We start from the raw sequence: 26,553 nt of genomic DNA on the forward strand, positions 1-26,553 counted from the left end.
ATTAAGGGGTAAGTTTTGGATTTATCAACCATACTAGGCTTGGTATTGGCGGTCGCTTCTATTTCGCTAGGCGATATTTTAGAAGATGGCAATCCGTTGCACATTATCCATTTGAGTTCAGTCATCATCATCGTGCCCACTTCGCTTTTTGCCGCCATGACAGGCACGCATGCACGCTATGTGAAAGCCGCTTACAAAGAGATAAAAATTGTTTTTTTAAACCCTAAAATCAATTTGAACGAAACCATTAAAAATTTAGTGGAATTAGCCACTCTAGCCAGAAAAGATGGGGTGTTGAGTTTGGAGGGGCGGGTGGCGCAAATTGAAGACGATTTCACCCGTAATGGTTTGTCTATGATCATAGATGGCAAGGATTTAAAATCCGTTAAGGAAAGCTTAGAAATCAGCATTGAAGAAATGGAAGAGTATTACCACGGTGCCGCTCATTATTGGGAAACAGCCGGCGAGACCGCTCCTACTATGGGGTTAGTGGGGGCGGTTATGGGGCTTATGCTAGCCCTGCAAAAACTGGACAACCCGGCTGAAATGGCAGCAGGGATCGCTGGGGCATTTACGGCTACTGTTACAGGGATTATGTGTTCTTATGCGATTTTTGGCCCTTTTGGGCATAAGCTCAAGGCTAAGTCTAAAGACATTATTAAAGAAAAAACCGTTCTTTTAGAGGGGATTTTAGGCATCGCTAATGGGGAAAACCCAAGGGATTTAGAAAACAAACTCTTAAACTACATCGCTCCCGGTGAGCCTAAAAAATCCCAATTTGAGGGCTAAACTATGGCTAAGAAAAACAAACCCACCGAATGCCCCGCCGGCGAAAAATGGGCGGTTCCTTATGCGGACTTTTTGTCGTTGTTGCTCGCGCTTTTTATCGCTCTTTATGCCATTTCAGCGGTCAATAAATCCAAAGTGGAAGCCTTAAAAACCGAATTCATTAAGATTTTTAATTACGCTCCCAAGCCAGAAGCGATGCAGCCGGTTGTAGTGATCCCCCCTGATTCAGGGAAAGAAGAAGAACAAATGGCGAGCGAAAGCTCCAAGCCGGCTTCGCAAAATACCGAAACAAAAGCCACTATCGCTCGCAAAGGAGAAGGCAGTGTTTTAGAGCAAATTGATCAAGGCTCTATCTTAAAGCTCCCCTCTAATTTGCTGTTTGAAAACGCCACTTCAGACGCCATCAATCAAGACATGATGCTTTATATTGAGCGGATCGCTAAAATCATTCAAAAACTCCCCAAAAGGGTGCATATCAATGTGAGAGGCTTTACAGACAACACGCCTTTAAATAAAACCCGTTTTAAAAGCCATTATGAATTAGCCGCCAATCGCGCTTATAGGGTGATGAAAGTCCTTATGCAATACGGCGTCAATCCTAACCAATTGTCTTTTTCTTCTTACGGCTCTACAAACCCTATCGCGCCTAATGATTCTTTAGAAAACAGAATGAAAAACAATCGTGTGGAAATCTTTTTTTCAACCGATGCGAACGATTTGAGCAAGATCCATTCTATTTTAGATGAAGAATTCAATCCCCACAAACAGCAAGAATGAATCGCATGAAATCAATTTTTTTATCCATCTTTTTGTTGTTAGCGATCCTTGTTGGCAGAGAAAAGGACGCTTCTTCAAACCTTTTTGATTTGATTGATAAAGGGATCAACAGAGAACAAGAATTAAAAGAGCAGGAGCAAAAAACGCGCTTAAAACTGGCTCAAAGCCCTTTAGTGGCTTTAGAGATTGTCCCCCAAGAAACGCCCTATTTAGAATGGCAAGGGGCTAGGGAGTCGTATTATTTAAAGGTGAGCGCTGTAGTGGAGAGCGTGGTTATCTTAAAAATTGACATCAATCAAGGGCGTTCTTGCTCCCTCTACCCCACGCCTAAAAGCGTTTCTTTAGTGAGAAACCAAAGCGTAGCCTATGAGATTTTATGCGAAAACCAGCCGCTATGGATAGAAGTGAGCACGAATTTAGGCAAACGCACCTTTCAGTTTTAACCTGCAACCAACATTAAAGAATGCCTTTAGCGTTTTAAAACCCCTTTATTCAAATAAGTTTGGTTATAATGCTAGGCATGGGCGTTTTTAAACAATTGATCAAAGAATTGTATGAATGGTTGCTCCATTCTATGGATATGGCTACGCAGCATTTAGTTGCCATAGTATTAAAAATAAGCATGGTAAAATATTTGATAAAAGAATTTCATGATCGCTTCATTTATTTTATAGATTTGATTGCGCAACATTTTATCATCGTTGCGCTTTCTAGTCTTCTCGTGTTGGTGTTTGGGGTTTTGATTGGGGTTTTGGTGTTTTATAACTCAAAGGCTAGGGCGTTTTTGCTCCCTGTGGTGAATTTCCTCTACACCATCCCATCGCTAGCGTTATTCGCGTTATTCATTCCTGTGATTGGGGTGGGGTTAAAAAACGCGCTTTTAGTGTTGGTCTTATACGGCTTATTACCCATTGTCCATAGCACTTATAACGCTTTAAAAGAGGTGCGAGAAGAGGTCATTAAAGCCGCTATTGGGCTAGGGTGTAACCCCAAAGAGTTGTTTTTTAGGGTGCACTTCTTGCTCGCTATCCCTCAAATTTTAGTGGGTTTAAGGATTGCGGTGGTGATGTTAGTGGCGATGGCTGGGATCGGGGCGCTCATTGGGGCTGGAGGCTTAGGGCAAGCGATTTTTAGAGGGCTAAACACGCAAAACACCACGCTTTTAGTGGCGGGCAGTTTGATCATAGCTCTTTTTAGCGTTTTAGCGGATCAATTTGTGAGCGTCTTTCAGCATGAAAACGCCTTGCAACGCCTATTTTCTCAAAACGCCACCCAAAAACAAAAAAGAAGAGTTTATATTAATTTAGCGGTGTTTCTTTTTTTATTGCTAGCGAGCGCTTTATGGCTCATTCCTAGAAACGCCATAGAAGAAAAGCCCTTAGTCGTAGCGACAAAACCTAGCAGCGAGCAGTATATTTTGGGCGAGATTTTAAGCCTTTTGTTAGAAAAACACCACATTCCTATCAAGCGGGCGTTTGGCATTGGTGGGGGGACGATGAATATCCATCCGGCATTAATTAGAGGCGATTTTGATTTGTATGTGGAATATACCGGCACCGCTTGGGTGAACACGCTCAAAAACCCTTTGACTCAAAAAGTGGATTTTGAAACGATCAAAAAGCGTTATGAAAAGGAATTTAATCTTTTATGGGTGGGGCTTTTGGGCTTTAATAACACCTATTCCTTAGCGATTTCTAAAGAAGACGCTCAAAAATACGCGATTGAAACTTTCAGCGATTTAGCCTTTCATAGCCCAAATTTTGATTTTGGAGCGGAGTTTGATTTTTTTGAAAGAGAGGACGCTTTTAAGGGCTTAGTGAAAGCTTACCGCTTTCATTTTAGAAGTTTGCATGAAATGGATATTAATTTGCGTTATAAGAGTTTTGAATCCCATAAAATCAACGCTTTAGATGTCTTCACCACAGACGCTCAAATCAAAGAGTTGGATTTAAAGGTGCTTAAGGACGATAAAGGGTTTTTCCCTAATTATCAAGCCGGTATTGTTATAAGAAAAGAAATAGTAAAAAAGTATCCTGAAGCACTAGAAATCTTAGAAAAATTGGATTCAAAAATTAGCGATGAGAAAATGCAGGATTTAAACTATCAGGTGGAAGTGTTGAAAAAAAGCCCTAAAATCGTAGCTAAAGATTTTTTAGAAAGATTAGGGTTATAAAGCATGAAAGAAATCGTCAAAATAGAGAATGTGTCTTTTAACTACCGCAATCGCGCTGTTTTTAAGGATTTTAATTTAAGCATTGAAAAAGGGGATTTTTTATGCGTTTTAGGGGAGAGCGGGAGCGGCAAAAGCACGCTTTTAGGCTTGATTTTAGGGCTTTTAAAACCTGATCTTGGGAGCGTTAAAATCTTTAATGAGACCCTTTCAAACAACGCTTTTTTACGCCAAAAAATAGGCTATATCGCTCAAGGCAATTCCTTATTTTCTCATTTAAACGCCATGCAAAACATGACCTTTTGCCTTAATTTACAAGGCATAAACAAACAAGCCGCTCAAAAAGAAGCCAAAGCCTTAGCGTTAAAAATGGGGTTAGAGGAGAGCCTTATGGATAAATTCCCCAATGAATTGAGCGGGGGGCAAGCCCAAAGAGTGGGCATTATTAGGGGGATTATCCACAGGCCAGAACTCATTTTATTAGACGAGCCTTTTAGCGCTTTAGATAGTTTTAATCGTAAGAATTTGCAAGATCTCATCAAAGAGATACACCAAAATTCTTGCGCTACTTTCATTATGGTAACGCATGATGATGAAGAGGCGCAAAAGTTAGCCACAAAAACCCTAGAAATCAAAGCCCTTAAATAAGAGCAATGATTTTAAGGCTGATTTAAAAATTCTGGTGTGGTGTTGTTGGTGGGCGTTTGCATAGAAGAATTAGAGCTGTTTGAAGTTTTTTTAGCGGGTTTTTCATTGAATGGGGGGGCTTTATAGCCGCAAGCTTGAATCGTTATTGCTACAAGCGTTAAAAAGCATGTTAAGATCAGTTTATGGAACAAAATATTTTCTCCTTACTCATTCAAAAAAAGTCTTATAAAAAGCTTGAAACCCTTTTGAAATTCAAAAAGCTTAAGGTTTTTATGCCTTTAAGTTTACAAGAAAATTTGCTTTTTATCTTCATAAAAGACTCTAAATTGCTTTTTGCGTTTAAAGATCTTTGGGCTTCTAAAGAATTTAACCAGCGATTCGCTAAAGAAATCAGCCATTTTTTAAACACGCAAGGGCATGCTTATGGGTTTGATGAATTTAGCGCGTTAGAAATTTTAGGTTATGTGCCTAAAGATTCCTTAGAAAAAGCCAATTTTTATGCCCCCATTAAAAAACAAGCCCGTTTTTTTCGCCCTAGCGCTTTAGGGTTGTTCCATAACCCCATTAAAGACGCTCGTTTGCATGAATGTTTTGAAAAAGCGCGCGCTTTGATCCACTACCAACGCAGTTTTTTTGAGAAGTGAATGGCTGATTTATTGTCCAATTTGAAAAACCTTCCTAATAGCAGTGGCGTGTATCAATATTTTGATAAAAACCGCCAATTACTCTATATCGGTAAAGCGAAAAACTTAAAAAAGCGCATCAAAAGCTATTTTTCTGTCCGTAATAATGAAATCACGCCCAACCATCGCGCAAGCTTACGCATCCAAATGATGGTCAAACAAATCGCTTTTTTAGAAACGATTTTAGTGGAAAACGAGCAAGACGCTTTGATTTTAGAAAATTCTTTGATCAAGCAGCTCAAGCCCAAATACAACATTCTTTTAAGAGACGATAAAACTTACCCCTATATTTACATGGATTTTTCCACCGATTTCCCTATCCCTTTAATCACACGAAAAATTTTAAAACAGCCTAGCGTTAAATATTTTGGCCCTTTTACGAGCGGGGCTAAGGATATTTTGGACAGCTTGTATGAATTGCTCCCGTTAGTTCAAAAGAAAAATTGCATCAAGGATAAAAAGGCATGCATGTTTTATCAAATAGAGCGTTGCAAAGCCCCATGCGAGGATAAAATCACCAAAGAAGAATATTCAAAAATCGCTAAAAAATGTTTAGAAATGATTGAAAATAAAGACAGACTCATCAAAGAGCTTGAATTGAAAATGGAGCGCCTTTCTAGTAACTTGCGTTTTGAAGAAGCTCTCATTTATAGGGACAGGATTGCAAAAATCCAAAAAATCGCCCCTTTCACTTGCATGGATTTAGCCAAACTCTATGATTTGGATATTTTTGCTTTTTATGGTGCAAGCAATAAAGCGGTGTTGGTGAAAATGTTTATGCGTGGGGGTAAAATCATTTCTTCAACATTTGAAAAAATCCACTCTCTCAACGGGTTTGACACTGATGAAGCGATGAAACAAGCCATTATCAATCATTACCAATCGCATTTGCCTTTGATGCCTGAACAAATTCTATTAAACGCTTGCTCTAACGAAACGCTTAAAGAATTGCAAGAATTTATCTCTCATCAATATTCTAAAAAAATCGCTCTTAGCATTCCTAAAAAGGGCGATAAGCTCGCTTTAATAGAAATCGCTATGAAAAACGCTCAAGAGATTTTTAGCCAAGAAAAAACCTCTAATGAAGATCTGATTTTAGAAGAAGCGCGATCGCTTTTCAATTTAGAGTGCGTGCCTTATAGGGTGGAAATCTTTGATGTAAGCCACCATTCAAACAGCCAATGCGTGGGAGGAATGGTCGTGTATGAAAATAACGCTTTCCAAAAAAACTCTTATCGGCGCTACCATCTAAAAGGCTCTAACGAATACGATCAAATGAGCGAATTGCTCACCAGAAGGGCTTTAGACTTTGCCAAAGAGCCACCGCCTAATTTGTGGGTAATAGATGGAGGAAGGGCGCAATTAAACATCGCTTTAGAAATTTTAAAAAGCAGCGGGAGTTTTGTAGAAGTGATCGCTATTTCTAAAGAAAAAAGGGATTCTAAGGCTTATCGCTCTAAAGGGGGCGCTAAAGACATTATCCATACGCCTAGCAATACTTTTAAATTGCTCCCTAGCGACAAACGCTTGCAGTGGGTGCAAAAATTGCGCGATGAAAGCCACCGGTATGCGATAAACTTCCACAGATCCACTAAACTTAAAAACATGAAACAAATCGCTCTTTTAAAAGAAAAGGGTATAGGAGAAGCCAGCGTGAAAAAATTGTTGGATTATTTTGGGAGTTTTGAAGCGATAGAAAAAGCGAGCGAGCAGGAAAAAAACGCCGTTTTAAAAAAACGAATTTAAAGGAAAAAACATGAAAAAAAGATTGAATATAGGGCTTGTGGGTTTAGGGTGTGTGGGGAGCGCGGTAGCTAAAATCTTACAAGAAAATCAAGAAATCATTAAAGACAGAGCCGGCGTGGAAATTAAAATTAAAAAAGCGGTGGTGCGAGATGTGAAAAAGCACAAGGGCTATGCTTTTGAAATCAGCAATGATTTAGAGAGTGTGGTTGAAGATGAAGAGATTGATATTGTCGTAGAGCTTATGGGTGGGGTGGAAGCGCCTTATCTTTTAGCTAAAAAAACTTTAGCCAAACAAAAAGCCTTCGTTACAGCCAATAAAGCCATGTTAGCGTATCACCGCTATGAATTAGAACAAATCGCTAAAAACACCCCCATAGGCTTTGAAGCGAGCGTGTGTGGGGGTATCCCTATTATCAAAGCTTTAAAAGACGGCTTGAGCGCTAATCATATCCTTTCTTTTAAAGGGATTTTAAACGGCACGAGCAATTACATTTTAAGCCAGATGTTTAAAAATCAAGCGAGCTTTAAGGACGCTTTGAAAGACGCGCAACATTTAGGCTATGCGGAATTGAACCCTGAATTTGACATTAAAGGCATTGATGCGGCGCACAAATTGTTGATTTTAGCGTCTTTAGCGTATGGCATTGACGCGAAATTAGAAGAAATCTTGATTGAAGGCATTGAAAAGATAGAGCCAGACGACATGGAGTTTGCTAAAGAGTTTGGTTATAGCATCAAACTTTTAGGCATCGCTAAAAAACACCAGGATTGCATTGAATTAAGGGTGCATCCAAGCATGATTAAAAACGAATGCATGCTCTCTAAAGTGGATGGGGTGATGAACGCTATCAGCGTTATAGGGGATAAAGTGGGCGAGACTTTGTATTATGGGGCTGGGGCTGGAGGAGAGCCTACCGCAAGCGCGGTCATTAGCGATATTATAGAAATCGCAAGGAAAAAAAGCTCTCTAATGCTAGGCTTTGAAACCCCTCAAAAACTCCCCCTAAAACCCCAAGAAGAAATCCAATGCGCTTATTATGCGCGTTTGTTAGTGAGCGATGAAAAAGGGGTTTTTTCTCAAATTAGCGCGATTTTAGCTAAAAACGATATTTCACTCAACAATGTCTTGCAAAAAGAAATCCCGCAATCTAACAAGGCTAAAATCTTATTTTCCACGCACACCACCAACGAAAAATCTATGCTGAACGCCCTTAAAGAGCTTGAAAATTTACAAAGCGTGTTGGATACCCCTAAAATGATCCGTTTGGAAAATTGAATGCGTTTTTTGAATAACAAACACAGAGAAAAGGGCTTAAAGGCTGAAGAAGAAGCTTGCGAATTTTTAAAAACGCTGGGCTTTGAAATGGTGGAGAGGAACTTTTTTTCACAATTTGGCGAAATTGATATTATCGCTTTTAAAGAAGGGGTTTTGCATTTCATTGAAGTCAAAAGCGGGGAAAATTTTGATCCCATTTATGCGATCACGCCGAGCAAATTAAAAAAGATGATTAAAACGATCCGCTGTTATTTGTCTCAAAAAGATCCTAATAGCGATTTTTGCATTGACGCCCTTATTGTGAAAAATGGTAAATTTGAGCTTTTAGAAAATATCACTTTTTAGATTTTTATCAAAAATCAATGCGATTTCATTAACATTCTTAGGATAAGATAGTTCTCGTTAATCAAAATCATAGAATAATTAGGAGTAACCAATGAGTCACTATATTGAATTAACTGAAGAAAATTTTGAAAGCACCATTAAAAAAGGGGTTGCGTTAGTGGATTTTTGGGCGCCATGGTGTGGTCCTTGTAAGATGCTATCCCCTGTGATTGATGAATTAGCTAGCGAATATGAAGGTAAGGCTAAGATTTGTAAAGTCAATACCGATGAGCAAGAAGAATTGAGTGCGAAATTTGGTATCAGGAGCATCCCTACGCTTTTATTCACCAAAGATGGCGAAGTTGTCCATCAGTTGGTGGGCGTGCAAACTAAAGTTGCTTTAAAAGAGCAATTGAACAAACTTCTAGGCTAGTGGCCATGATAGATTGTGCGATTATTGGAGGTGGTCCTGCAGGTTTGAGTGCGGGGCTTTACGCCACTAGAGGCGGTGTTAAAAACGCCGTTTTATTTGAGAAAGGAATGCCTGGAGGGCAAATCACTGGCAGTAGTGAGATTGAAAACTATCCGGGCGTTAAGGAAGTGGTGAGCGGGTTGGATTTCATGCAACCATGGCAAGAGCAATGCTTTCGCTTTGGCTTAAAGCATGAAATGACCGCTATTCAAAGGGTTTCTAAAAAAGGCTCTCATTTTGTTATTTTGGCAGAAGACGGCAAGACCTTTGAAGCTAAAAGCGTGATCATCGCTACCGGTGGTAGCCCTAAACGCACAGGCATCAAGGGCGAGTCAGAATTTTGGGGTAAAGGCGTTAGCACTTGCGCAACATGCGATGGCTTCTTTTACAAAAATAAGGAAGTAGCGGTGCTTGGTGGGGGCGATACCGCCGTAGAAGAGGCGATTTATTTAGCCAACATCTGCAAAAAAGTCTATCTCATCCACAGAAGAGATGGTTTTAGGTGCGCGCCTATCACTTTAGAGCATGCTAAAAACAATGATAAGATTGAGTTTTTAACCCCTTATCTGGTGGAAGAAATCAAGGGCGATGCTTCTGGCGTGTCTTCTTTAAGCATTAAAAACACAGCCACTAATAAAAAAACAGAATTGGTCGTGCCAGGGCTTTTTATTTTTGTGGGTTATGATGTGAATAACGCCGTGTTGAAACAAGAAGATAACTCCATGCTATGCGAATGCGATGAATACGGCTCTATTGTCGTGGATTTTTCCATGAAAACGAACGTTCAGGGCTTGTTTGCGGCAGGAGATATTCGCATTTTTGCCCCCAAGCAAGTGGTTTGCGCTGCAAGCGATGGCGCTACGGCAGCCTTAAGCGTGATTTCTTATTTAGAACACCATTAAATCAAGCTTATAGCCCTAGATTTTAGGGTTATGAGTTCTCGCTTCAAACATTCATCAGATCTTTTAAAACTTTTTTGTAGCCGTGATGCGGTTTTATTCGCATGGTGTTGGTTTTTAGTTGGATATGGAATATCAAATTTAAAAAAGTTTTATTGTAAAACAGAGCCTAAAAACGATATACTCTATTAAAAATTATGGGAGTTTAAGCTTTGCGTGTTTTTATCATTTCTTTAAATCAAAGAGTGTGCGATGAATTTGGTTTAGTTTTTAGAGACACCACAACTTTACTCAACAATATCAACGCCACCCACCACAAGGCACAAATTTTTGATGCGATTTATTCTAAAACTTTTGAAAGCGGGTTGCACCCCTTAGTTAAAAAGCATTTACACCCTTATTTCATCACGCAAAACATCAAAGACATGGGGATCACAACCGATCTCATCAGTGGGATTTCTAAGTTTTATTACGCTTTAAAATACTATGCGAAGTTTATGAGCTTGGGGGAGCTTGGGTGCTATGCGAGCCATTATTCCTTGTGGGAAAAATGCATAGAACTCAATGAAGCGATCTGTATTTTAGAAGACGATATAACCTTGAAAGAGGATTTTAAAGAGGGCTTGGATTTTTTAGAAAAACACATTCAAGAGCTAGGCTATGTGCGTTTGATGCATTTGTTGTATGATGCTAATGTAAAAAGTGAGCCATTAAACCACAAAAACCATGAGATACAAGAGCGTGTGGGGATCATTAAAGCTTATAGCGAAGGGGTGGGGACTCAAGGCTATGTGATCACGCCTAAGATTGCCAAAGTTTTTTTGAAATGCAGCCGAAAATGGGTTGTTCCTGTGGATACGATAATGGACGCTACTTTTATCCATGGCGTGAAAAATCTGGTGTTACAACCTTTTGTGATCGCTGATGATGAGCAAATCTCTACGATAGCGCGAAAAGAAGAACCTTATAGCCCTAAAATCGCTTTAATGAGAGAACTCCATTTCAAATATTTGAAATATTGGCAGTTTGTATAATCAATAATAAAAAATACTAAAGAGCGTTTTAAAGCTTTAGTTGTCCCTATTTGATTAGAATAATTTAATTAATATAAGACTGATTTTTAATCGCTTTTAAGAATGGATTACAATCTTTAAATGGATTTTAAAAGGGTTTTTAACCCCTTTTAGCTTCTATAAGCAATCTAAATAAGACATATTAAAAGAATGAAGTGCATTAGAAAATTATTTTCTAATTTTCTAATGCTACTAAGACTTTTTAGGATTGGCTTCGGTTACCCTAATCGTTCTGCCCATAAAATCCGTATTGTCTAATTTAGCGATCGCTTCACTAACGCCCTCTTCTTGCATTTCTACAAAACCAAAACCTTTAGGTTTCTTCGTTTCTCTGTCATAAATCAGCTTGACATTAAAAACTTTGCCAAATTGACTGAAAAGCTCCTTGACTTGCTCACTGGTAGCGCTATAAACCAAATTCCCTACATAAATGTTTTTCAAGATAAAATTCTCCGGTAAAAAAATGACAACATACCCATAAGAATATGAAAAAGTTATAAAAAAGTAACACTTCTAAAACCCAAACACATCCAAAACAGAAGTATGGTGGATTTTATCTAATGATTGCTTAAAAAATTATAAAAGCTATTAAAATTGGGTATTGATAATAAAATAGAACTTACACAAGCAAGCGGTAATTTTAAAAAGCGTTATCAAAGAATAAGCATGGTTTCAAAACCACCCCCTATCCTTTTAAAAGCTCTACCATAAAACAAAGTTTTAAAAAACATTATTAAAGCCAAACAAGAATGTTTTGGTTAATGCCCTTCATCGGTTAAAACGGCCCCTGCCAAATACACATAAGTGAGGATCATAAAAACAAAAGCTTGTAAAATCCCCATGAAAAACAAAACCATAAAGGGCGCTACAGGAACCGCCCAAGGCACTAACAAGAGCATGATGAGCAAGAACATGTCATCGCCCTTGATATTCCCAAACAAACGAAACGATAAAGACACGATCCTAGAAAAATGCGAGATGATCTCAATAGGGAACATGAAAGGAGCGAGCCACTTCACAGGGCCTGCAAAATGAGCGAAATACTTAAAAAAGCCCTGCACTCTAATGCCTTCAAAATGGTAATAAAAAAATACAATCAGCGCTAAAACCAGCGTAAAGCTCCAGCTAGCCGTAGGGGATTCAAAACCAGGAATGATGCCTATCATGTTAGAAAAAAAGACATACAAAGCGATCGTGCCTGCTAGGGGGAAGTATTTGCGGGCTAATTCTTCGCCTATAATATCCTTAGCCACGCTCAAAATCGCGCTAATGATGCTCTCATACACATTCTGCAAACCCATAGGCACCATCTGCATTTTGCGCGATGCGCCAAGCGAGATTAAAAACATCAAAACCGCTGTCAAAACGACAAAAAAACCGGTGATAAAATCATGATTAGAGCTAAAAAAATTAGCAATAGTAAATACTCTGTGTTCCATGAAAAAGTTTCTCTAAGCCTTATTGAAAATTTCCTTAATTGTAGCAATTAAGTTTTAAAAACTCATTAAATTAAGCTTTTTAACGAGTTTTTTAACGATTTGTCTTGTTTTCTTTTACAATTCACCCATAATAATTAGGGGCTTCTTTAGTAATATCCACGCCATGCACATGGCTTTCTTTTAACCCTGCGCTAGTGATTTCTACAAATTCAGCGTTTTGATACAATTCCAAAATATTTTTCGCCCCCTGATACCCCATAGAAGAGCGCACGCCCCCTACTAATTGGAAAATCATATCCGAAACCTTACCACGATAAGGCACACGCCCTTCAATGCCTTCTGGGACTAACTTTTCACTCGCCACGCCCTCTTGAAAATACCGATCAGAGCTCCCTTTAGTCATAGCCCCAATGCTGCCCATGCCCCTATAGCTTTTATATTGCCTCCCTTGATAGATCATAAAATCCCCTGGAGATTCTTCTGTGCCAGCGAGTAAAGAGCCTATCATCACGCTTGATGCCCCCAAAGCTAAAGCCTTAGCCACATCGCCTGAATAGCGGATCCCTCCATCTGCAATCACAGGAATATCAAATTTAGACGCTACTTCTACGCAATTATCAATCGCGCTCACTTGGGGCATTCCCACCCCAGCCACAATCCTAGTGGTGCAAATGCTTCCTGGCCCAATACCCACTTTAACAGCGTCCGCTCCCGCGCTAATCAAATCGCTTGTGGCCTCTTTAGTAACCACATTCCCTACAATCACATCCACTACCAAGCTTTTTTTAATCTCTTCTAAAGTGTGTAAAATGTTCGCCGAATGCCCATGTGCGCTGTCTAACACCAACGCATCTACCCCCGCTTTAACTAACATTTCAGCCCTATCCAACTGCCCCACTCCAATAGCCGCCCCCACTCTCAAGCGCCCAAAATCATCTTTATTAGCCTCAGGGTATTCAATGCGTTTTTGAATGTCTTTAATCGTGATCAAGCCTTTTAAAACATTATCTTTATCCACAATGGGCAATTTTTCAATCTTATGCTTGTGCATCAAATCGCTCGCTTCATCTAAGCTAATGCCCACATGAGCGGTAACTAAAGGCATTTTAGTCATCACATCGCCCACTTTTTTACTCAAATCGGTTTCAAAGCGCACGTCTCTGTTGGTTAAAATCCCAATCAACAACCCCTTATCATCTACCACAGGCACGCCTGAAATCTTGTAATTATCCGTTATGACTTTAGCGTCCGCTAGCGTCCTGTGTGCATGGATAAAAATAGGATCATTAATCACCCCGCTCTCGCTTTTTTTAACTTTAGTGATTTCTTTGAGTTGCGTTTGAATATCCATGTTTTTATGCACGATGCCAATACCCCCAAGGCGCGCCATAGCGATAGCGGTTTTATGCTCTGTAACCGTATCCATAGCCGCGCTAATAAAGGGGATATTCAAACGAATGTTTTTAGTTAAGCGAGACTTTAAGCTCACATCTTTAGGTAAAACGCTGGATTTTCTAGGCACCATCAACACGTCTTCAAAAGTCAAAGCCCTTTGTAAAATTCTCATTTCCTATCCTTAATCTAATTTTAAATCTAATTCTTGCTCTAAAGCGTAAGAAACGTCTAAAAGGCTTTGCTCATCAAAAGCCTTAGCAATGAATTGCATCCCAATAGGCAAGCCTAAAGGATCTTTAGCGACCGGCAAGGAAAGGGCCGGCAAACCGCTCAAATTCGCCCCAATCGTGTAAATATCGCTCAAATACATTTCTAAAGGGCTTGCATGGTAATTGAATAAATGAGCGCTCGTAGGAGCAACAGGAGTGAAAATCAAATCCACTTCTTCAAAAATCTTGTTGTATTGCTCTTTAATCATCAAACGCATTTGCTGGGCTTTCAAATAATAAGCGTCATAATACCCGCTGCTTAAGACAAAATTCCCTAACATGATGCGCCGTTTCACCTCATCGCCAAAACCTTCACTGCGGCTTTTGAGATACAATTCTTTCAAATCTTTAATATTTTGAGCCCTCCTCCCATAACGCACCCCATCAAATCTGGCCAGATTCGAACTCGCTTCAGCCATGCTGATAATATAATAAATAGAGATTTGATAATGCGAATCCAACATCTTTTTTTCCACAATCTCATGCCCCATTTCTTTCAAGGCTTTAAGGGTGTTTTCATAAGCGAGTTGCACTTCATTGCTCGCATCTTTTATGTGATCCCTTAAGATAGCGATTTTAAAGCGTTTGTCTCTGTTAAGGTTTTTAAAGGTTTGCGTGGGTTTGAGATTCGCGCTCGTGGAGTCCTTGCTATCATACCCACTAATTGCGTCAAATAAAATAGAAGCGTCTTCTACATTTTGCGTGATAGGCCCGATTTGATCAAAACTAGAGCAATACGCGATCAAACCATAACGGCTCACCCTCCCATAAGTGGGTTTTAACCCCACGCACCCGCAATAGCTCGCTGGCTGCCTGATAGACCCGCCCGTATCGCTCCCTAAAGCCGCCACCGCTAAGCCGCCAGCGACTGCTGCTGCACTTCCTCCGCTACTCCCTCCAGGCACTCTGTTTTTATCTCGTGGGTTTTTAGTGATCCCATAGCAACTAGACTCTGTGGTGCTTCCCATCGCAAACTCGTCCATGTTAGAAAGCCCAAACCCTGCCATGCTGTTTTGGTGCAAGTTTTCCATCACGCTCGCATGATAAGGAGCGATATAGCCTTCTAAAATCTTGCTGGAGCAAGTGATTTCCCACCCCTTAACGCTGATATTGTCTTTAATAAGGATTGGCACCCCTTTAGCGCTAGCGCCATTAAGGCTAGGGGCTTTAATGTAAGCGTTCAAATCTGAAGCTCTAACCTTAGCGTCAATTTCGTTTTTAAGGGTTTCTAATTCATCTTGGGATAAAGAAAGGGCTTGTTTTAAAGTGATCATGTGTTTAGCCTTACAAAAAATTTAATGGTAGTTTAACATACTTACATATAAAACGAGCTTATAAGAGCGTTTTTAAAAAGCGTTCAACCTGCTTATTTAAATCTTTTAAACTGGAGCTGTTGTCTATAATATAATCGCTCATGGCGCATTTTTGCTCTATATCCATTTGACAAGCTAAGCGCTGCAAGATTTCAGCCTCTTTGAGTTTGTCTCGCTCTAAAAGACGCTCAATTTGTAAAACCCTAGGTGCATAGATTAACACCACTTTACTCACAGGGTAGCACTCTTTTCCCCCCACTTCAAAAAATAAAGGGATGTCTAAAAAATACGCTTGATGATTTTTTTCTAATTCATAGGCTTTTTTAAGCATGCATTCACGGATTAAGGGGTGTAAAAAATCCTCTAGCCATTTTAACTCATTAGCGTTTTGAAACACGATCGCGCCAAGTTTTTTTCTGTTTAAAATGTCTTTTTCTAAAATCTCTGATCCAAAATGTTGGGCGATTTTAAACCGGTGCTCTTGCAATAATTGGTGAGCGATCTTATCCGCATCTAAAATTTCATAGCCTTGCGATTCCAATATTTTAATGGTGGTGCTTTTGCCGGTGCCTATCCCCCCTGTGAGAGCGATAGCGTTTTTTAAGATCATTTTAAGATTTGATATTGTCTTTAAAGACTTCTTGTAAATTTTTAGGCAAAGCGAATGCAGCCCTATGAATGTCTTCGTTATAATATCTCACGCTTGTTAGCGCTTCTATTTTTGGCGTCATTAAATCTTTTAAGGGGTGGGTTTTAAAAGAAGCGTAAATATAACCCTTATTGCTCAAAATCCTTAAAGGCGCTACAAAAGGCATGGCAACAGCAAAAAAGTCGCCCAAGTTTTTAAGGGCGTTTTGCATGCTCACATGCTCTAATAGTGGGTGTTTGGCTACCGAAATAAACACCCCATCTTCTTTAAGCATTCTTTTTAAACCATCTATTTTATGAATATCCGGCTCTTGCAAGCAAAGGATCAAATCGTATTTTTTAATGTCTAAATCTAAGAGTTGTTTAGCGTGCGTGAAATTCTTATTATTTTTCACTTCATGGAAATGGGGGAAAAAACTAATGAAGCTATCCAAAATCTTTTCATCCGCTTGCACAAAATCGATATGCGTGTCGTATTTAAAAAGCTGGTGGGCTAATTCCAAATCAAACCCATCCACGATTAAAACCTCTTTAAGCTCCTTTTTAGTGCAACCCCCCATATGAGCGAGCAACTCGCTTTCAATGTGCAAAAAATTCTTGAACAACAACTGGCGGTTGAGCATCGCAATTTCACCAAAATCCTTAGATTTAAAAATCTCTAAGATATTATGCTCGCTTCTAACATCTAATAATTTCGCTTCTATGGTGTATTCTTTACGCAAATACGGCGTGATTTCTTGGGTGATCCACATTGACATTCTCTCATCACTTTGTAATATTTAATTTATATGCTACCCAAAAAATCTAAATTGTCGTAATAAACGCCCTAACTTTGGCATTCTAAAAAAAGTTCCGTATCGCTCTTAAAACGCTCTTTTTTAAAGTCCAAATCAATACTGATGGCTTTATGCTGGCTGTCTAATTTATCGGTTGAATGCTTTTTTAACACCATTTGACACTTTGAAACCTCAATGGCATCTAAAGCCTTATCCCCTATCGTATAAAGATCGTCGCTCTTTTTTTCTAACAAAAAGGATTCATAAAAAGGCCTTAAACTCAAATCGCTGTCATTAGTGGTATAAACATACGAAGAAATTTTGCCCTTAAATTGCGCGATTTGCGTTTTAGTGTCATTAAAAGTGAAAGTTTGGATCTGGCGATCTTTATCGTTTTGATCTTTTAAAAAACGCTTCAAGGCTTTGGATTTGATTTCTATCAGCCATTGATCCCCTTCTTTACTCATCATAATATCCCCATTTTTTAGGGGGTAGAAATTTTGTTGGGAGTATTCAATGAGTTTTGGATTTTTTGTTTTTCTTTTCGGTTTGTAAAGGAACGGGCTTTTTTCATTATTAGTGTTGTTATCAGACTCATTTGGGTATAAAGGCGGATTTTTTGTATCGTTATCGCTTGGCTCATTCAATAAAATCACAGAAGTTTCAGGGTTAAAAGAATTGTCTTCATCTTTAGTCAGTTGGAAAAAAGCGTTTCTTTCATTTGTAGGCTGATACACCATGTTTTGTAAAAAAATCGTTTCGCTAAAGACTTCATAATCCGAATCCACATAGCTAGGGCGTTTAGAGCCGTCATTTTCTTGCTCTTGGGCTTTTTTTTGCAATTTAATAAACCTCTCTTGCGAGCAAGCTAAAAAGCATATTAAAATCATTATTACCACGCCTATTTTTTTGACTAAAAACAATGCTAGACCCTTATTTAAGCTTTAAATAACTATAATATTGTAATCTAATTTTGATTAAATTGAAGCGATAAAAAAGATGAATACAAGCCATAAAACTTTAAAAACCATTGCGATTTTAGGCCAACCTAATGTGGGGAAAAGCTCGTTATTTAACCGCTTGGCTAGAGAAAGGATCGCTATCACTTCAGATTTTGCAGGCACTACACGAGACATCAACAAACGAAAAATCGCATTGAATGGCCATGAAGTGGAACTATTAGACACAGGAGGCATGGCTAAAGACGCTCTTTTGTCTAAAGAAATCAAAGCCCTTAATTTAAAAGCCGCTCAAATGAGCGATTTGATTTTGTATGTTGTGGATGGCAAGTCTATCCCTAGCGATGAAGACATCAAGCTTTTTAGAGAGATTTTTAAGATCAACCCTAACTGCTTTTTAGTGATCAATAAGATTGATAACGACAAAGAAAAAGAGCGAGCTTATGCGTTTTCTTCTTTTGGCATTCCCAAGAGTTTTAACATCTCCGTTTCGCACAATAGGGGCATTAGCGCATTAATTGATGCTATATTGAACGCACTGAATTTAAACCAAATCATAGAGCAAGATCTGGATGCGGATATTTTAGAAAGTTTAGAAAATAACGCATCAGAAGAAGAAACTAAAGAAGAAGTCATTCAAGTGGGCATCATTGGGAGGGTGAATGTGGGCAAAAGCTCGCTCTTAAACGCGCTCACGAAAAAAGAAAGGAGCCTTGTTTCTAGCGTGGCTGGCACTACCATTGACCCCATAGATGAAACCATCCTCATAGGCGATCAAAAAATCTGCTTTGTGGATACCGCCGGCATCAGGCATAGGGGTAAGATTTTAGGCATTGAAAAATACGCTCTAGAACGCACGCAAAAAGCCTTAGAAAAATCCCACATCGCGCTTTTAGTTTTAGACGTGAGCGCTCCTTTTGTGGAATTGGACGAAAAGATCAGCTCCTTAGCGGATAAACACTCTTTAGGCATCATTCTTATTTTAAACAAATGGGACATCCGCTACGCCCCTTATGAAGAGATCATGGCGACCTTAAAAAGGAAATTCCGCTTTTTAGAATACGCCCCCGTTATCACAACCAGCTGCTTAAAAGCGCGCCATATAGATGAAATCAAGCATAAAATCATAGAAGTCTATGAGTGTTTTTCCAAACGCATTCCCACGAGCTTGCTCAATAGCGTGATCACTCAAGCCACCCAAAAACACCCCTTACCAAGCGATGGAGGGAAATTAGTGAAAGTGTATTACGCCACGCAATTTGCCACCAAACCCCCTCAAATCTCTCTTATAATGAACCGCCCTAAAGCCTTGCATTTCAGTTACAAACGCTATTTGATCAACACCTTAAGGAAAGAATTTAATTTTTTAGGCACGCCTTTAATCCTTAACGCTAAAGATAAAAAGAGTGCCCAACAAAATTAAATTTTTTACGCATTAAACCCCCTTAAAAAAGCGTTTTTGCTTGATTTATCTTTAGGATTTGATTATAATTACCGCTCAATCAGTCAAGCTAAGCAATTAAATCGCTTGGTTTTAGCATCTATTAGAAAAGGGGTTATCCACATATGAACAAAGCGGAATTTATTGATTTGGTTAAAGAAGCGGGTAAATACAACAGCAAAAGAGAAGCCGAAGAAGCGATCAGCGCCTTTACTCTAGCGGTAGAAACGGCTTTGAGCAAGGGTGAAAGCGTGGAATTGGTTGGTTTTGGCAAATTTGAAACCGCAGAGCAAAAAGGCAAAGAAGGTAAAGTGCCAGGAAGCGATAAAACTTATAAAACTGAAGACAAACGAGTGCCTAAATTCAAACCCGGCAAAATCCTTAAACAAAAAGTTGGAGAAGGCAAGTAAATTCAACCCGCTCAGCAAGGGGCTTATCAATAGATTGTGAGTTTCTTGCTTTCTTATGTCCTTGTAGCTCAGCTGGATAGAGCGTATGATTCCTAATCGTAAGGTCGTGGGTTCGAATCCCGCCAAGGACACCATTCGCACTATTTTTACTACCATAAGGATTTAAAATAGTCGTTGTTTGTGTTGTTGATAAAAAAGGTTGGTAATTAAAAGAACTTAAAAACTCTTTTTGAATCATTTTAAAAATTTAACCTTATCCTTAAAAAGCGCTCAAAAAAATATTTTATTTCTCATCTTATTTAAAAAATATTCAAAGCATTTTTTACAATTAAAAAATCTTGCAAAAAGCAAGCCATAACCTCTTAAAAAAGCGCTCTTCAGGGGGATTTTAGTTTAGGGTTGTAGGAAGAATTTTCAAAATACCCCCTACCCCCTTAAGAAAATGAATTTAAAAATCAAACTTAAAAAATGAGTTTTATCATCAAATAAAATCTTAAAACGATAAGCCATTAAAATCCCCTTTTTTTAAAAAATTGAGTTATCCCTATTAAAAATTCTAGGAAAGCCAAAAACAGATCACAATCCCCTAGATTTTAAAACGCACTAGCCTTATAAGATTAGTGAGAATATCCGCATGACAAATCCGTTCAAAAATGATATAATAGACTTGATGAACTCATTTTAAGGAAAATGCCCATGCGTTTGCACACTGCCTTTTTTGGTATCAATTCATTGCTTGTTGCCGCTCTTTTGATAAGTGGTTGCAGTCTTTTTAAAAAGCGTAACACTAACGCTCAGTTAATCCCCCCTTCAGCTAATGGCTTGCAAGCCCCCATTTATCCCCCAACCAATTTCACCCCCAGAAAGAGCGTTCAGCCTCTCCCAAGCCCTCGCCTTGAGAATAACGATCAGCCCATCATTAGCTCTAATCCCACTAACGCTATCCCTAACACCCCCATTCTCACGCCTAATAATGTCATTGAATTGAACGCAGTGGGCATGGGTGTGGCTCCAGAATCCACCATTTCGCCCTCTCAAGCCTTGGCTCTAGCCAAGCGAGCCGCTATTGTTGATGGCTACCGCCAATTGGGTGAAAAAATGTATGGTATCAGAGTGAACGCTCAAGACACCGTCAAAGACATGGTTTTACAAAATTCCGTGATTAAAACGAGAGTCAATGCTCTCATTCGTAACGCTGAAATCACTGAAACCATCTATAAAGACGGCTTGTGTCAAGTCAGCATGGAGCTTAAATTAGACGGCAGGATTTGGTATCGTATTTTGAGCGGAGCGAGAGGATAAACCCTCTTACTCTATAATCATGCGGTATTTTAGAAGCGCTTTTTTATTATTTTTCATGACGCTTTTTTTGATCTCTTGCTCCAAGCACCCTTTTTCTAAGCAAACCCCCAAAACTAGGGAGCAGATCAAACAAGAAGAAGCTCGTAAAAAAAGAGAAGAGACTTTGAATGCCTTGCGCCAATTCAGGCTCATTTATATTAACACGCCGGTTTTTCGCTTTTATGATTACGGCACGATTAAAACCGATAAAGACCATAATATTGAAGTAACCCTTTATAAGCTCAGCCAAAGAGTGGGCGATATTTATATGACTAAACGAAGCATTTGTTTTAGCCAAAAATGTTCGGCTAAATGGATTGCTGCAAGGGATTTGTTTGGTAAGGTGAGTTATGGGGATTTGTTTGATGACATTGTTTTAGGGAGGGATATTTTTAAGGGCTTAGGCAAACGCCACCTAACCCCTGAATATGTGATCCAAAGGTTTCAAAAAAGCGGGGAAATTATCCTTTATGAAAGAAAAAATGGTTTGATTTCTTTCCAGAATTTGACGCAAAAAATTGCCATTAGGATTGAACCCTATGAGCCTTCTTTACAAGATTTAGAAGACAATGAAAACGCTGATAGCGAGCTTCAATGAAAAACTTTTCCCCACTCTATTGTCTTAAAAAGTTCAAAAAACGCCATTTACTCGCTTTGAGCTTGCCCTTACTCTCTTATGCGAATGGCTTTAAAATCCAGGAGCAAAGCCTGAATGGCACGGCTTTAGGCTCGGCTTATGTCGCTGGGGCTAGAGGCGCTGACGCTTCTTTTTACAACCCAGCAAACATGGGCTTTACCAACGATTGGGGCGAAAACAGAAGCGAATTTGAAATGACCACCACCGTGATTAACATTCCAGCTTTTAGCTTTAAAGTCCCTACAACCAATCAAGGCTTGTATTCGGTAACGAGCTTAGAAATCAATAAAAGCCAACAAAATATTTTAGGCATCATCAACACTATAGGATTAGGCAATATCCTTAAAGCGCTCGGGAATACGGCCGCTACCAATGGCTTGCAACAAGCAATCAGTCGGGTTCAAGGACTAATGAATCTAACCAATCAAAAAGTCGTAACGCTCGCCTCAAATCCTGATACTCAAATCGTGAATGGCTGGACAGGCACGACTAATTTTGTTTTACCCAAATTCTTTTATAAAACGCGCACGCATAACGGCTTCACTTTTGGGGGGAGTTTCACCGCTCCTAGCGGGTTGGGCATGAAATGGAATGGTAAAGGGGGGGAATTTTTGCATGATGTTTTCATCATGATGGTAGAGCTTGCCCCTAGCATGAGTTACACTGTTAATAACCGCTTTTCTGTGGGGGTGGGTTTGAGGGGGCTTTATGCGACCGGGAGCTTTAATAACACCGTTTATGTGCCTTTAGAGGGCGCTTCGGTCTTGAGCGCGGAGCAGATTTTAAATTTACCCAATAATGTTTTTGCCAATCAAGTGCCAAGCAACATGATGACTTTATTAGGCAATATCGGCTATCAACCGGCTCTAAATTGCCAAAAAGCCGGTGGGGATATGAACAATCAAAGCTGTCAAGAGTTTTACAACGGCTTGAAAAAAATCATGGGCTATAGCGGTTTAGTGAAAGCGAGCGCGAATCTTTATGGCACGACTGAAGTGGTGCAAAAGTCTAACGGGCAAGGCATATCAGGGGGCTATAGGGTGGGTTCGAGTTTGCGCGTGTTTGATCATGGCATGTTTTCGGTGGTGTATAATTCTTCGGTTACCTTTAACATGCAAGGCGGTTTAGTGGCTATCACAGAGCTTGGGCCTTCTTTAGGGAGCGTGTTGACTAAAGGCAGTTTGAATATCAATGTTTCACTCCCCCAAACTCTAAGCCTGGCCTACGCCCATCAATTTTTTAAAGATCGCCTAAGGGTTGAAGGGGTGTTTGAACGCACCTTTTGGAGTCAAGGGAATAAATTCTTAGTAACTCCTGATTTTGCGAACGCCACTTACAAGGGCTTGAGTGGGACGGTCGCTTCCTTAGACGCTGAAACGCTTAAAAAAATGGTGGGTTTAGCGAATTTTAAAAGCGTGATGAACATGGGGGCTGGCTGGAGGGACACGAACACCTTTAGATTAGGGGTAACTTACATGGGTAAAAGCTTGCGTTTGATGGGCGCTTTTGATTATGACCAAGCCCCAAGCCCCCAAGATGCGATAGGCATTCCGGACTCTAATGGCTATACTGTGGCTTTTGGGACGAAATACAACTTTAGGGGCTTTGATTTGGGCGTAGCAGGGAGTTTCACTTTTAAAAGCAACCGCTCCAGTTTGTATCAATCCCCAAACATTGGGCAATTAAGAATCTTTAGCGCTTCTTTAGGCTATCGCTGGTAAAACATGCCAAAGAATCAAAACATGCTGGATAACAAAACGATTTTAATCACCGGAGGCACCGGGAGTTTTGGCAAATGTTTTGTTCGTAAGGTCTTAGAAACCACCAACGCCAAAAAAATCATCGTTTATAGCCGAGATGAATTGAAACAAAGCGAAATGGCCATGGAGTTTAATGACAGCAGGATGCGTTTTTTTATCGGCGATGTGAGGGATTTAGAGCGCTTGAATTACGCTTTAGAGGGCGTGGATATTTGTATCCATGCGGCTGCGCTCAAGCATGTCCCCATCGCAGAATACAACCCCCTAGAATGCATTAAAACCAATATCATGGGAGCGAGCAATGTGATTAATGCATGCTTAAAAAATGCAATCAGCCAGGTTGTCGCTTTAAGCACCGATAAAGCCGCTAACCCCATTAACCTTTATGGCGCGACAAAATTGTGCAGCGATAAACTTTTTGTGAGCGCAAACAACTTTAAGGGCGCTTCTCAAACCCAATTTAGCGTGGTGCGTTATGGTAATGTGGTGGGGAGTCGTGGGAGCGTGGTGCCGTTTTTTAAAAAATTAGTCCAAAACAAAGCGAATGAAATCCCTATCACGGATATTCGCATGACACGATTTTGGATCACTTTAGATGAGGGGGTTTGTTTTGTGCTAAAAAGCTTGAAAAGAATGCATGGGGGTGAAATTTTTGTGCCAAAAATCCCTAGCATGAAAATGACTGATCTCGCTAAAGCCCTAGCCCCTAATATCCCTACTAAAATCATAGGGATTCGCCCGGGCGAAAAACTCCATGAAGTGATGATCCCTAAAGATGAAAGCCATTTGGCCCTAGAATTTGAAGACTTTTTCATCATTCAGCCTACTATAAGCTTTCAAACGCCCAAAGATTACACGCTCACTAAACTCTACGAAAAAGGCCAAAAAGTCGCCCCTGACTTTGAATACAGCAGTCATAATAATAGCCAATGGCTAGAGCCTGATGATTTATTAAAATTATTATGAATTTTTTAGAAGATTTATTTTATCCTTTAAGATTATTAGAAAACAAACGCATTTTATTGCTCGTGAGCGGCTCTATTGCGGTGTATAAATCCCTAGAATTAACGCGCTTGTTGTTTAAAAGCGGAGCTAGTGTTCAAGTGGTGATGAGTAAAGGCGCGAAAAAATTCATCAAACCCTTAAGCTTTGAAGCTTTGAGCCATCATAAGGTCTTACACGATCACAATGAAAAATGGCATTACAACCACCAAAACGCCTTGCACCATAACCACATCGCATGCGCTGCTAACGCTGATTTGCTCATCTTTGCCCCTTTAAGCGCTAACAGCTTGTCTAAAATCGCTCACGCTTTAGCGGATAATACCGTTAGCGCGGCGTTTTTAGCCTGCACTTCCCCTAAAATCCTAGCCCCTAGCATGAACACTAACATGCTTAAATCCCCTATCACTCAAAGCAATTTGCAACGCTTAAAGGATTTCAATCACATCATTTTAGACACCCAAAACGCCCTTTTAGCATGCGATACTAAAGGCGATGGGGCGATGGCTGAGCCTTTAGAAATCCTTTTTAAAGCCGCTCAAACGCTCTTAAAAGACGCTTATTTTGAAAACAGAGAAGTGGTAGTTATGGGTGGCGCGAGCGTGGAAAAGATTGACAGCGTTCGAATCATTAGCAATCTTTCTAGCGGGATTCAAGCGAGCGCGTTGGCTTTAGCGTTATATTTTAAGGGAGCGAAAGTTACTTTCATTGCATCAAACTTCCCTACCCCTTTGCCTAAAGAAATCACAAAAATTCTAGTCAGTGATACCCAATCTTATGAAAACGCCTTAAACAAAACCGCTAAAAACTTAAAAAAACATGCCTTAAAACCCCTACTCTTTAATCTAGCCGCCATTAGCGATTATGTGCCTAAAATTTCTTTTAACCATAAACTTAAAAAAAGCGAGTTGGGTCAAACGCTAAACATTGAATGCGTTCAAAATAAGGATTTGTTAGCTTCTGTTGATCCCAATCAATTTATTAAAATCGGTTTTAAAGCCGAAGACGATCAACAAAACGCCATGCAAAATGCACAAAATCTTTTAAAACCCTTTCAAAATAACGGCAAAGATTGCTCTGTGGTTGCTTTGAACCTCATTAAAGATTCACGCCCTTTTGGCTCATTAGACAATGAATTATGGCTCTTTAGTCATAAAAAAACCCAAAAAATCCCTTCTATGAACAAACTAGAAGCGAGTTTTAAAATCCTTGATTTTATCAAAGACAACGCCCTTTAATGCTAGAAGCCCTAAACGCTATAAGTCAGCTTAACGCCCTTCATTCCAAAAACGCCACGCACCATTTTAACGCCACCTTACCCATTCTTTTAAAGGTGCTAGAAAAACAAGATAAAGACCTTTTTCTTTTGCAAGTGGGTAATAGAATTATCCCCACTAAAAGCGAACAGGAATTAAAAATCAATCAGCCCTATTTTGCGACCATGCAAAGAAACCAATTGGGCGATATTGTGCTTAAAAATTTAGTGCCTGCCCCAAAAATCTTAGACGAGTTGGACGACTTGCCCGCCCTTGAAATGCAAAAAATCAAAGAAATCTTAAGCGCTAAAGACAGCACCCCCTTAAAAGAATACAAAGAACTTTTAAGCGAAAAATTAGTCCATGCTAAAAATTCGCAAGAGTTTTTGAATATAGCCAACATGCTTTTAAGCTTGCAATCGCAGGTTTTAAGCTTTGTGGTTCAAAACGAACACAAAAAAGCCTTTTTGCAAATGAAAGCCAAAAAACAAAGCGTTGATTTTTACGCCCTCTATCCTAATTTAGGCGAAATTAGCGGTGTTATTTACTTGAAAGAAAAAGAAAAACAACTTTTTTTAAAAACCACTCTCCAAAGGACTAAAGAAATTTTAAAAGAGGCTCAAAACACCCTTTTAGGCTTTTCTTGCGTGGAAATTGCGTGCGAAAAAACCCCCATGCTTTTTGCGTTTGAAGAGCGTTTGTTGGATACGATAGGCTAGATTTTTTAATCCGTTCTAAATCTCAATAACGAAAAACTTTATTTTTAAATTTTGTTTTTTAAGCTCTATTTTCTTAGCGTTTTTAATTTTATTACCCCACTAAAACAAAGCCTTTATCTTTAATTTATGTGAAAACGCCCTTCCTAAAGCAAGGGGCTTCCTAACCAAAGCGTCCCAACAAACACTAACCAACGGACACTAACATGAAAGGCTTTGTTCTTTAAAGTCTGCATGGGCATTTCCTGCCCCAAAAAGACTAAAGGTATTTGGCTATCTTTTAGCTTAAATACAGCCTAACAGCTATGCACTTACTGCACCCTAAAGGACAGAG

At 39.5% G+C, this 26,553-nt stretch carries 28 protein-coding genes and 1 tRNA gene; 21 read left to right on the forward strand and 8 right to left on the reverse strand.

Annotated elements, in window-relative coordinates; translation table 11 throughout:
- Positions 1–15 precede the first annotated feature (15 nt).
- The 5 genes from motA to egtV all read left to right on the forward strand — a co-directional run bounded on the left by motA (position 16) and on the right by egtV (position 4,384).
- Complete coding sequence (gene motA / locus EAL49_RS02420; protein WP_000366185.1) at positions 16–789, forward strand: flagellar motor stator protein MotA; 774 nt, start codon at positions 16–18, stop codon at positions 787–789.
- 3 nt (positions 790–792) lie between these two features.
- On the forward strand, positions 793–1,566 hold the full coding sequence (gene motB / locus EAL49_RS02425) for a flagellar motor protein MotB (RefSeq protein ID WP_120828679.1): 774 nt from the start codon (positions 793–795) through the stop codon (positions 1,564–1,566).
- A 5-nt stretch (positions 1,567–1,571) separates the two neighbouring features.
- Positions 1,572–2,009: a hypothetical protein gene (locus EAL49_RS02430; protein WP_025455389.1), complete on the forward strand. Its 438-nt coding sequence runs from the start codon at positions 1,572–1,574 to the stop codon at positions 2,007–2,009.
- 68 nt (positions 2,010–2,077) lie between these two features.
- The gene (gene egtU / locus EAL49_RS02435) at positions 2,078–3,739 is read left to right on the forward strand and encodes an ergothioneine transport permease/ergothioneine binding protein EgtU (RefSeq protein ID WP_120828681.1); all 1,662 of its coding nucleotides are present in this window, start codon (positions 2,078–2,080) and stop codon (positions 3,737–3,739) included.
- Between the two features lie 3 nt (positions 3,740–3,742).
- Positions 3,743–4,384 carry an ergothioneine transport ATP-binding protein EgtV gene (gene egtV / locus EAL49_RS02440; RefSeq protein WP_120828683.1) on the forward strand — a complete coding sequence of 214 codons (642 nt, stop codon included), beginning with the start codon at positions 3,743–3,745 and terminating at the stop codon, positions 4,382–4,384.
- A gap of 11 nt (positions 4,385–4,395) precedes the next feature.
- Here the strand turns inward: egtV and EAL49_RS02445 are convergent, their stop codons facing one another.
- The gene (locus EAL49_RS02445; protein ID WP_000468794.1) at positions 4,396–4,575 is read right to left on the reverse strand and encodes a hypothetical protein; all 180 of its coding nucleotides are present in this window, start codon (positions 4,573–4,575) and stop codon (positions 4,396–4,398) included.
- Between EAL49_RS02445 and EAL49_RS02450 the strand changes: the two genes are divergently transcribed.
- The 7 genes from EAL49_RS02450 (at position 4,567) to EAL49_RS02480 (ending at position 10,818) form a co-directional block, all read left to right on the forward strand.
- A complete protein-coding gene (locus EAL49_RS02450; protein WP_120828685.1) occupies positions 4,567–5,028 on the forward strand; it encodes a hypothetical protein in 462 nt (153 codons plus the stop codon). The two genes, EAL49_RS02445 and EAL49_RS02450, sit on opposite strands and share 9 nt — an antisense overlap.
- A complete protein-coding gene (gene uvrC, locus EAL49_RS02455) occupies positions 5,029–6,813 on the forward strand; it encodes an excinuclease ABC subunit UvrC (protein WP_120828687.1) in 1,785 nt (594 codons plus the stop codon).
- A gap of 10 nt (positions 6,814–6,823) precedes the next feature.
- Positions 6,824–8,089 (forward strand): homoserine dehydrogenase, encoded by a 1,266-nt coding sequence (locus EAL49_RS02460; protein WP_120828689.1) that lies wholly within the window; start codon positions 6,824–6,826, stop codon positions 8,087–8,089.
- On the forward strand, positions 8,090–8,434 hold the full coding sequence (locus EAL49_RS02465; RefSeq protein ID WP_001211696.1) for a YraN family protein: 345 nt from the start codon (positions 8,090–8,092) through the stop codon (positions 8,432–8,434).
- A gap of 91 nt (positions 8,435–8,525) precedes the next feature.
- On the forward strand, positions 8,526–8,846 hold the full coding sequence (trxA, locus tag EAL49_RS02470) for a thioredoxin (RefSeq protein WP_000020199.1): 321 nt from the start codon (positions 8,526–8,528) through the stop codon (positions 8,844–8,846).
- Between the two features lie 5 nt (positions 8,847–8,851).
- Positions 8,852–9,787, forward strand: a complete 936-nt coding sequence (gene trxB, locus EAL49_RS02475; RefSeq protein WP_120828691.1) for a thioredoxin-disulfide reductase — start codon at positions 8,852–8,854, stop codon at positions 9,785–9,787.
- 209 nt (positions 9,788–9,996) lie between these two features.
- A complete protein-coding gene (locus EAL49_RS02480; RefSeq protein WP_120828693.1) occupies positions 9,997–10,818 on the forward strand; it encodes a glycosyltransferase family 25 protein in 822 nt (273 codons plus the stop codon).
- Positions 10,819–11,049: 231 nt separating this feature from the next.
- Here EAL49_RS02480 and EAL49_RS02485 read toward each other — a convergent pair whose 3' ends face one another.
- From EAL49_RS02485 to EAL49_RS02515, 7 genes are all read right to left on the reverse strand, one after another.
- The gene (locus EAL49_RS02485) at positions 11,050–11,298 is read right to left on the reverse strand and encodes an RNA-binding protein (RefSeq protein WP_000790557.1); all 249 of its coding nucleotides are present in this window, start codon (positions 11,296–11,298) and stop codon (positions 11,050–11,052) included.
- 317 nt (positions 11,299–11,615) lie between these two features.
- Positions 11,616–12,296 (reverse strand): F0F1 ATP synthase subunit A, encoded by a 681-nt coding sequence (locus EAL49_RS02490; RefSeq protein WP_000401225.1) that lies wholly within the window; start codon positions 12,294–12,296, stop codon positions 11,616–11,618.
- 121 nt (positions 12,297–12,417) lie between these two features.
- Positions 12,418–13,863, reverse strand: a complete 1,446-nt coding sequence (gene guaB / locus EAL49_RS02495) for an IMP dehydrogenase (protein WP_001221704.1) — start codon at positions 13,861–13,863, stop codon at positions 12,418–12,420.
- Positions 13,864–13,872: 9 nt separating this feature from the next.
- Complete coding sequence (gatA, locus tag EAL49_RS02500; protein ID WP_000631406.1) at positions 13,873–15,234, reverse strand: Asp-tRNA(Asn)/Glu-tRNA(Gln) amidotransferase subunit GatA; 1,362 nt, start codon at positions 15,232–15,234, stop codon at positions 13,873–13,875.
- Positions 15,235–15,292: 58 nt separating this feature from the next.
- Positions 15,293–15,883, reverse strand: a complete 591-nt coding sequence (gene coaE / locus EAL49_RS02505) for a dephospho-CoA kinase (RefSeq protein WP_120828695.1) — start codon at positions 15,881–15,883, stop codon at positions 15,293–15,295.
- A gap of 1 nt (position 15,884) precedes the next feature.
- On the reverse strand, positions 15,885–16,673 hold the full coding sequence (locus EAL49_RS02510) for a spermidine synthase (protein WP_120828698.1): 789 nt from the start codon (positions 16,671–16,673) through the stop codon (positions 15,885–15,887).
- 74 nt (positions 16,674–16,747) lie between these two features.
- The gene (locus tag EAL49_RS02515) at positions 16,748–17,620 is read right to left on the reverse strand and encodes a hypothetical protein (protein ID WP_120828700.1); all 873 of its coding nucleotides are present in this window, start codon (positions 17,618–17,620) and stop codon (positions 16,748–16,750) included.
- A gap of 76 nt (positions 17,621–17,696) precedes the next feature.
- On the opposite strand from EAL49_RS02515, the gene der reads away from it, so the two are divergent.
- From der to EAL49_RS02560, 9 genes are all read left to right on the forward strand, one after another.
- Complete coding sequence (gene der, locus EAL49_RS02520; RefSeq protein ID WP_120828702.1) at positions 17,697–19,079, forward strand: ribosome biogenesis GTPase Der; 1,383 nt, start codon at positions 17,697–17,699, stop codon at positions 19,077–19,079.
- 143 nt (positions 19,080–19,222) lie between these two features.
- On the forward strand, positions 19,223–19,507 hold the full coding sequence (locus EAL49_RS02525) for an HU family DNA-binding protein (protein WP_050839937.1): 285 nt from the start codon (positions 19,223–19,225) through the stop codon (positions 19,505–19,507).
- Between the two features lie 57 nt (positions 19,508–19,564).
- Positions 19,565–19,641 (forward strand) — tRNA-Arg (locus EAL49_RS02530).
- Between the two features lie 562 nt (positions 19,642–20,203).
- A complete protein-coding gene (locus EAL49_RS02535; RefSeq protein ID WP_001236597.1) occupies positions 20,204–20,809 on the forward strand; it encodes an LPP20 family lipoprotein in 606 nt (201 codons plus the stop codon).
- A gap of 19 nt (positions 20,810–20,828) precedes the next feature.
- Complete coding sequence (locus EAL49_RS02540) at positions 20,829–21,446, forward strand: HP0838 family lipoprotein (RefSeq protein WP_001268730.1); 618 nt, start codon at positions 20,829–20,831, stop codon at positions 21,444–21,446.
- Positions 21,443–23,206 carry an OmpP1/FadL family transporter gene (locus EAL49_RS02545; protein ID WP_033753243.1) on the forward strand — a complete coding sequence of 588 codons (1,764 nt, stop codon included), beginning with the start codon at positions 21,443–21,445 and terminating at the stop codon, positions 23,204–23,206. Before EAL49_RS02540 ends, EAL49_RS02545 begins: the two co-directional genes overlap by 4 nt.
- Before the next feature lie 21 nt (positions 23,207–23,227).
- Entirely contained in the window at positions 23,228–24,211 is a 984-nt protein-coding gene (gene pseB, locus EAL49_RS02550) for a UDP-N-acetylglucosamine 4,6-dehydratase (inverting) (RefSeq protein ID WP_020972469.1), read from the forward strand.
- Positions 24,208–25,485 carry a bifunctional phosphopantothenoylcysteine decarboxylase/phosphopantothenate--cysteine ligase CoaBC gene (gene coaBC / locus EAL49_RS02555; protein WP_120828704.1) on the forward strand — a complete coding sequence of 426 codons (1,278 nt, stop codon included), beginning with the start codon at positions 24,208–24,210 and terminating at the stop codon, positions 25,483–25,485. Before pseB ends, coaBC begins: the two co-directional genes overlap by 4 nt.
- Entirely contained in the window at positions 25,485–26,222 is a 738-nt protein-coding gene (locus EAL49_RS02560; protein ID WP_120828706.1) for a hypothetical protein, read from the forward strand. The genes coaBC and EAL49_RS02560 overlap by 1 nt, the downstream gene beginning before the upstream one ends.
- The last annotated feature ends 331 nt before the right edge of the window (positions 26,223–26,553 follow it).

Origin of the sequence: Helicobacter pylori (assembly GCF_003637665.1) — a bacterium.
Lineage (GTDB): Bacteria > Campylobacterota > Campylobacteria > Campylobacterales > Helicobacteraceae > Helicobacter > Helicobacter pylori_CK.

What these genes read in the sequence shown, in the direction of transcription:
- motB (WP_120828679.1), top strand. Translation starts at nt 793, where the DNA reads ATGGCTAAGAAAAACAAACCCACCGAATGCCCCGCCGGCGAAAAATGG.
- coaBC (WP_120828704.1), top strand. Translation starts at nt 24,208, where the DNA reads ATGAATTTTTTAGAAGATTTATTTTATCCTTTAAGATTATTAGAAAAC.
- EAL49_RS02430 (WP_025455389.1), top strand. Translation starts at nt 1,572, where the DNA reads ATGAAATCAATTTTTTTATCCATCTTTTTGTTGTTAGCGATCCTTGTT.
- trxA (WP_000020199.1), top strand. Translation starts at nt 8,526, where the DNA reads ATGAGTCACTATATTGAATTAACTGAAGAAAATTTTGAAAGCACCATT.
- EAL49_RS02545 (WP_033753243.1), top strand. Translation starts at nt 21,443, where the DNA reads ATGAAAAACTTTTCCCCACTCTATTGTCTTAAAAAGTTCAAAAAACGC.
- egtU (WP_120828681.1), top strand. Translation starts at nt 2,078, where the DNA reads ATGCTAGGCATGGGCGTTTTTAAACAATTGATCAAAGAATTGTATGAA.
- EAL49_RS02460 (WP_120828689.1), top strand. Translation starts at nt 6,824, where the DNA reads ATGAAAAAAAGATTGAATATAGGGCTTGTGGGTTTAGGGTGTGTGGGG.
- gatA (WP_000631406.1), bottom strand. Translation starts at nt 15,234, where the DNA reads ATGATCACTTTAAAACAAGCCCTTTCTTTATCCCAAGATGAATTAGAA.
- uvrC (WP_120828687.1), top strand. Translation starts at nt 5,029, where the DNA reads ATGGCTGATTTATTGTCCAATTTGAAAAACCTTCCTAATAGCAGTGGC.
- coaE (WP_120828695.1), bottom strand. Translation starts at nt 15,883, where the DNA reads ATGATCTTAAAAAACGCTATCGCTCTCACAGGGGGGATAGGCACCGGC.
- der (WP_120828702.1), top strand. Translation starts at nt 17,697, where the DNA reads ATGAATACAAGCCATAAAACTTTAAAAACCATTGCGATTTTAGGCCAA.
- egtV (WP_120828683.1), top strand. Translation starts at nt 3,743, where the DNA reads ATGAAAGAAATCGTCAAAATAGAGAATGTGTCTTTTAACTACCGCAAT.
- EAL49_RS02525 (WP_050839937.1), top strand. Translation starts at nt 19,223, where the DNA reads ATGAACAAAGCGGAATTTATTGATTTGGTTAAAGAAGCGGGTAAATAC.
- EAL49_RS02560 (WP_120828706.1), top strand. Translation starts at nt 25,485, where the DNA reads ATGCTAGAAGCCCTAAACGCTATAAGTCAGCTTAACGCCCTTCATTCC.
- EAL49_RS02535 (WP_001236597.1), top strand. Translation starts at nt 20,204, where the DNA reads ATGCGTTTGCACACTGCCTTTTTTGGTATCAATTCATTGCTTGTTGCC.
- EAL49_RS02450 (WP_120828685.1), top strand. Translation starts at nt 4,567, where the DNA reads ATGGAACAAAATATTTTCTCCTTACTCATTCAAAAAAAGTCTTATAAA.
- trxB (WP_120828691.1), top strand. Translation starts at nt 8,852, where the DNA reads ATGATAGATTGTGCGATTATTGGAGGTGGTCCTGCAGGTTTGAGTGCG.
- EAL49_RS02465 (WP_001211696.1), top strand. Translation starts at nt 8,090, where the DNA reads ATGCGTTTTTTGAATAACAAACACAGAGAAAAGGGCTTAAAGGCTGAA.
- guaB (WP_001221704.1), bottom strand. Translation starts at nt 13,863, where the DNA reads ATGAGAATTTTACAAAGGGCTTTGACTTTTGAAGACGTGTTGATGGTG.
- EAL49_RS02490 (WP_000401225.1), bottom strand. Translation starts at nt 12,296, where the DNA reads ATGGAACACAGAGTATTTACTATTGCTAATTTTTTTAGCTCTAATCAT.
- EAL49_RS02540 (WP_001268730.1), top strand. Translation starts at nt 20,829, where the DNA reads ATGCGGTATTTTAGAAGCGCTTTTTTATTATTTTTCATGACGCTTTTT.
- pseB (WP_020972469.1), top strand. Translation starts at nt 23,228, where the DNA reads ATGCTGGATAACAAAACGATTTTAATCACCGGAGGCACCGGGAGTTTT.
- EAL49_RS02510 (WP_120828698.1), bottom strand. Translation starts at nt 16,673, where the DNA reads ATGTGGATCACCCAAGAAATCACGCCGTATTTGCGTAAAGAATACACC.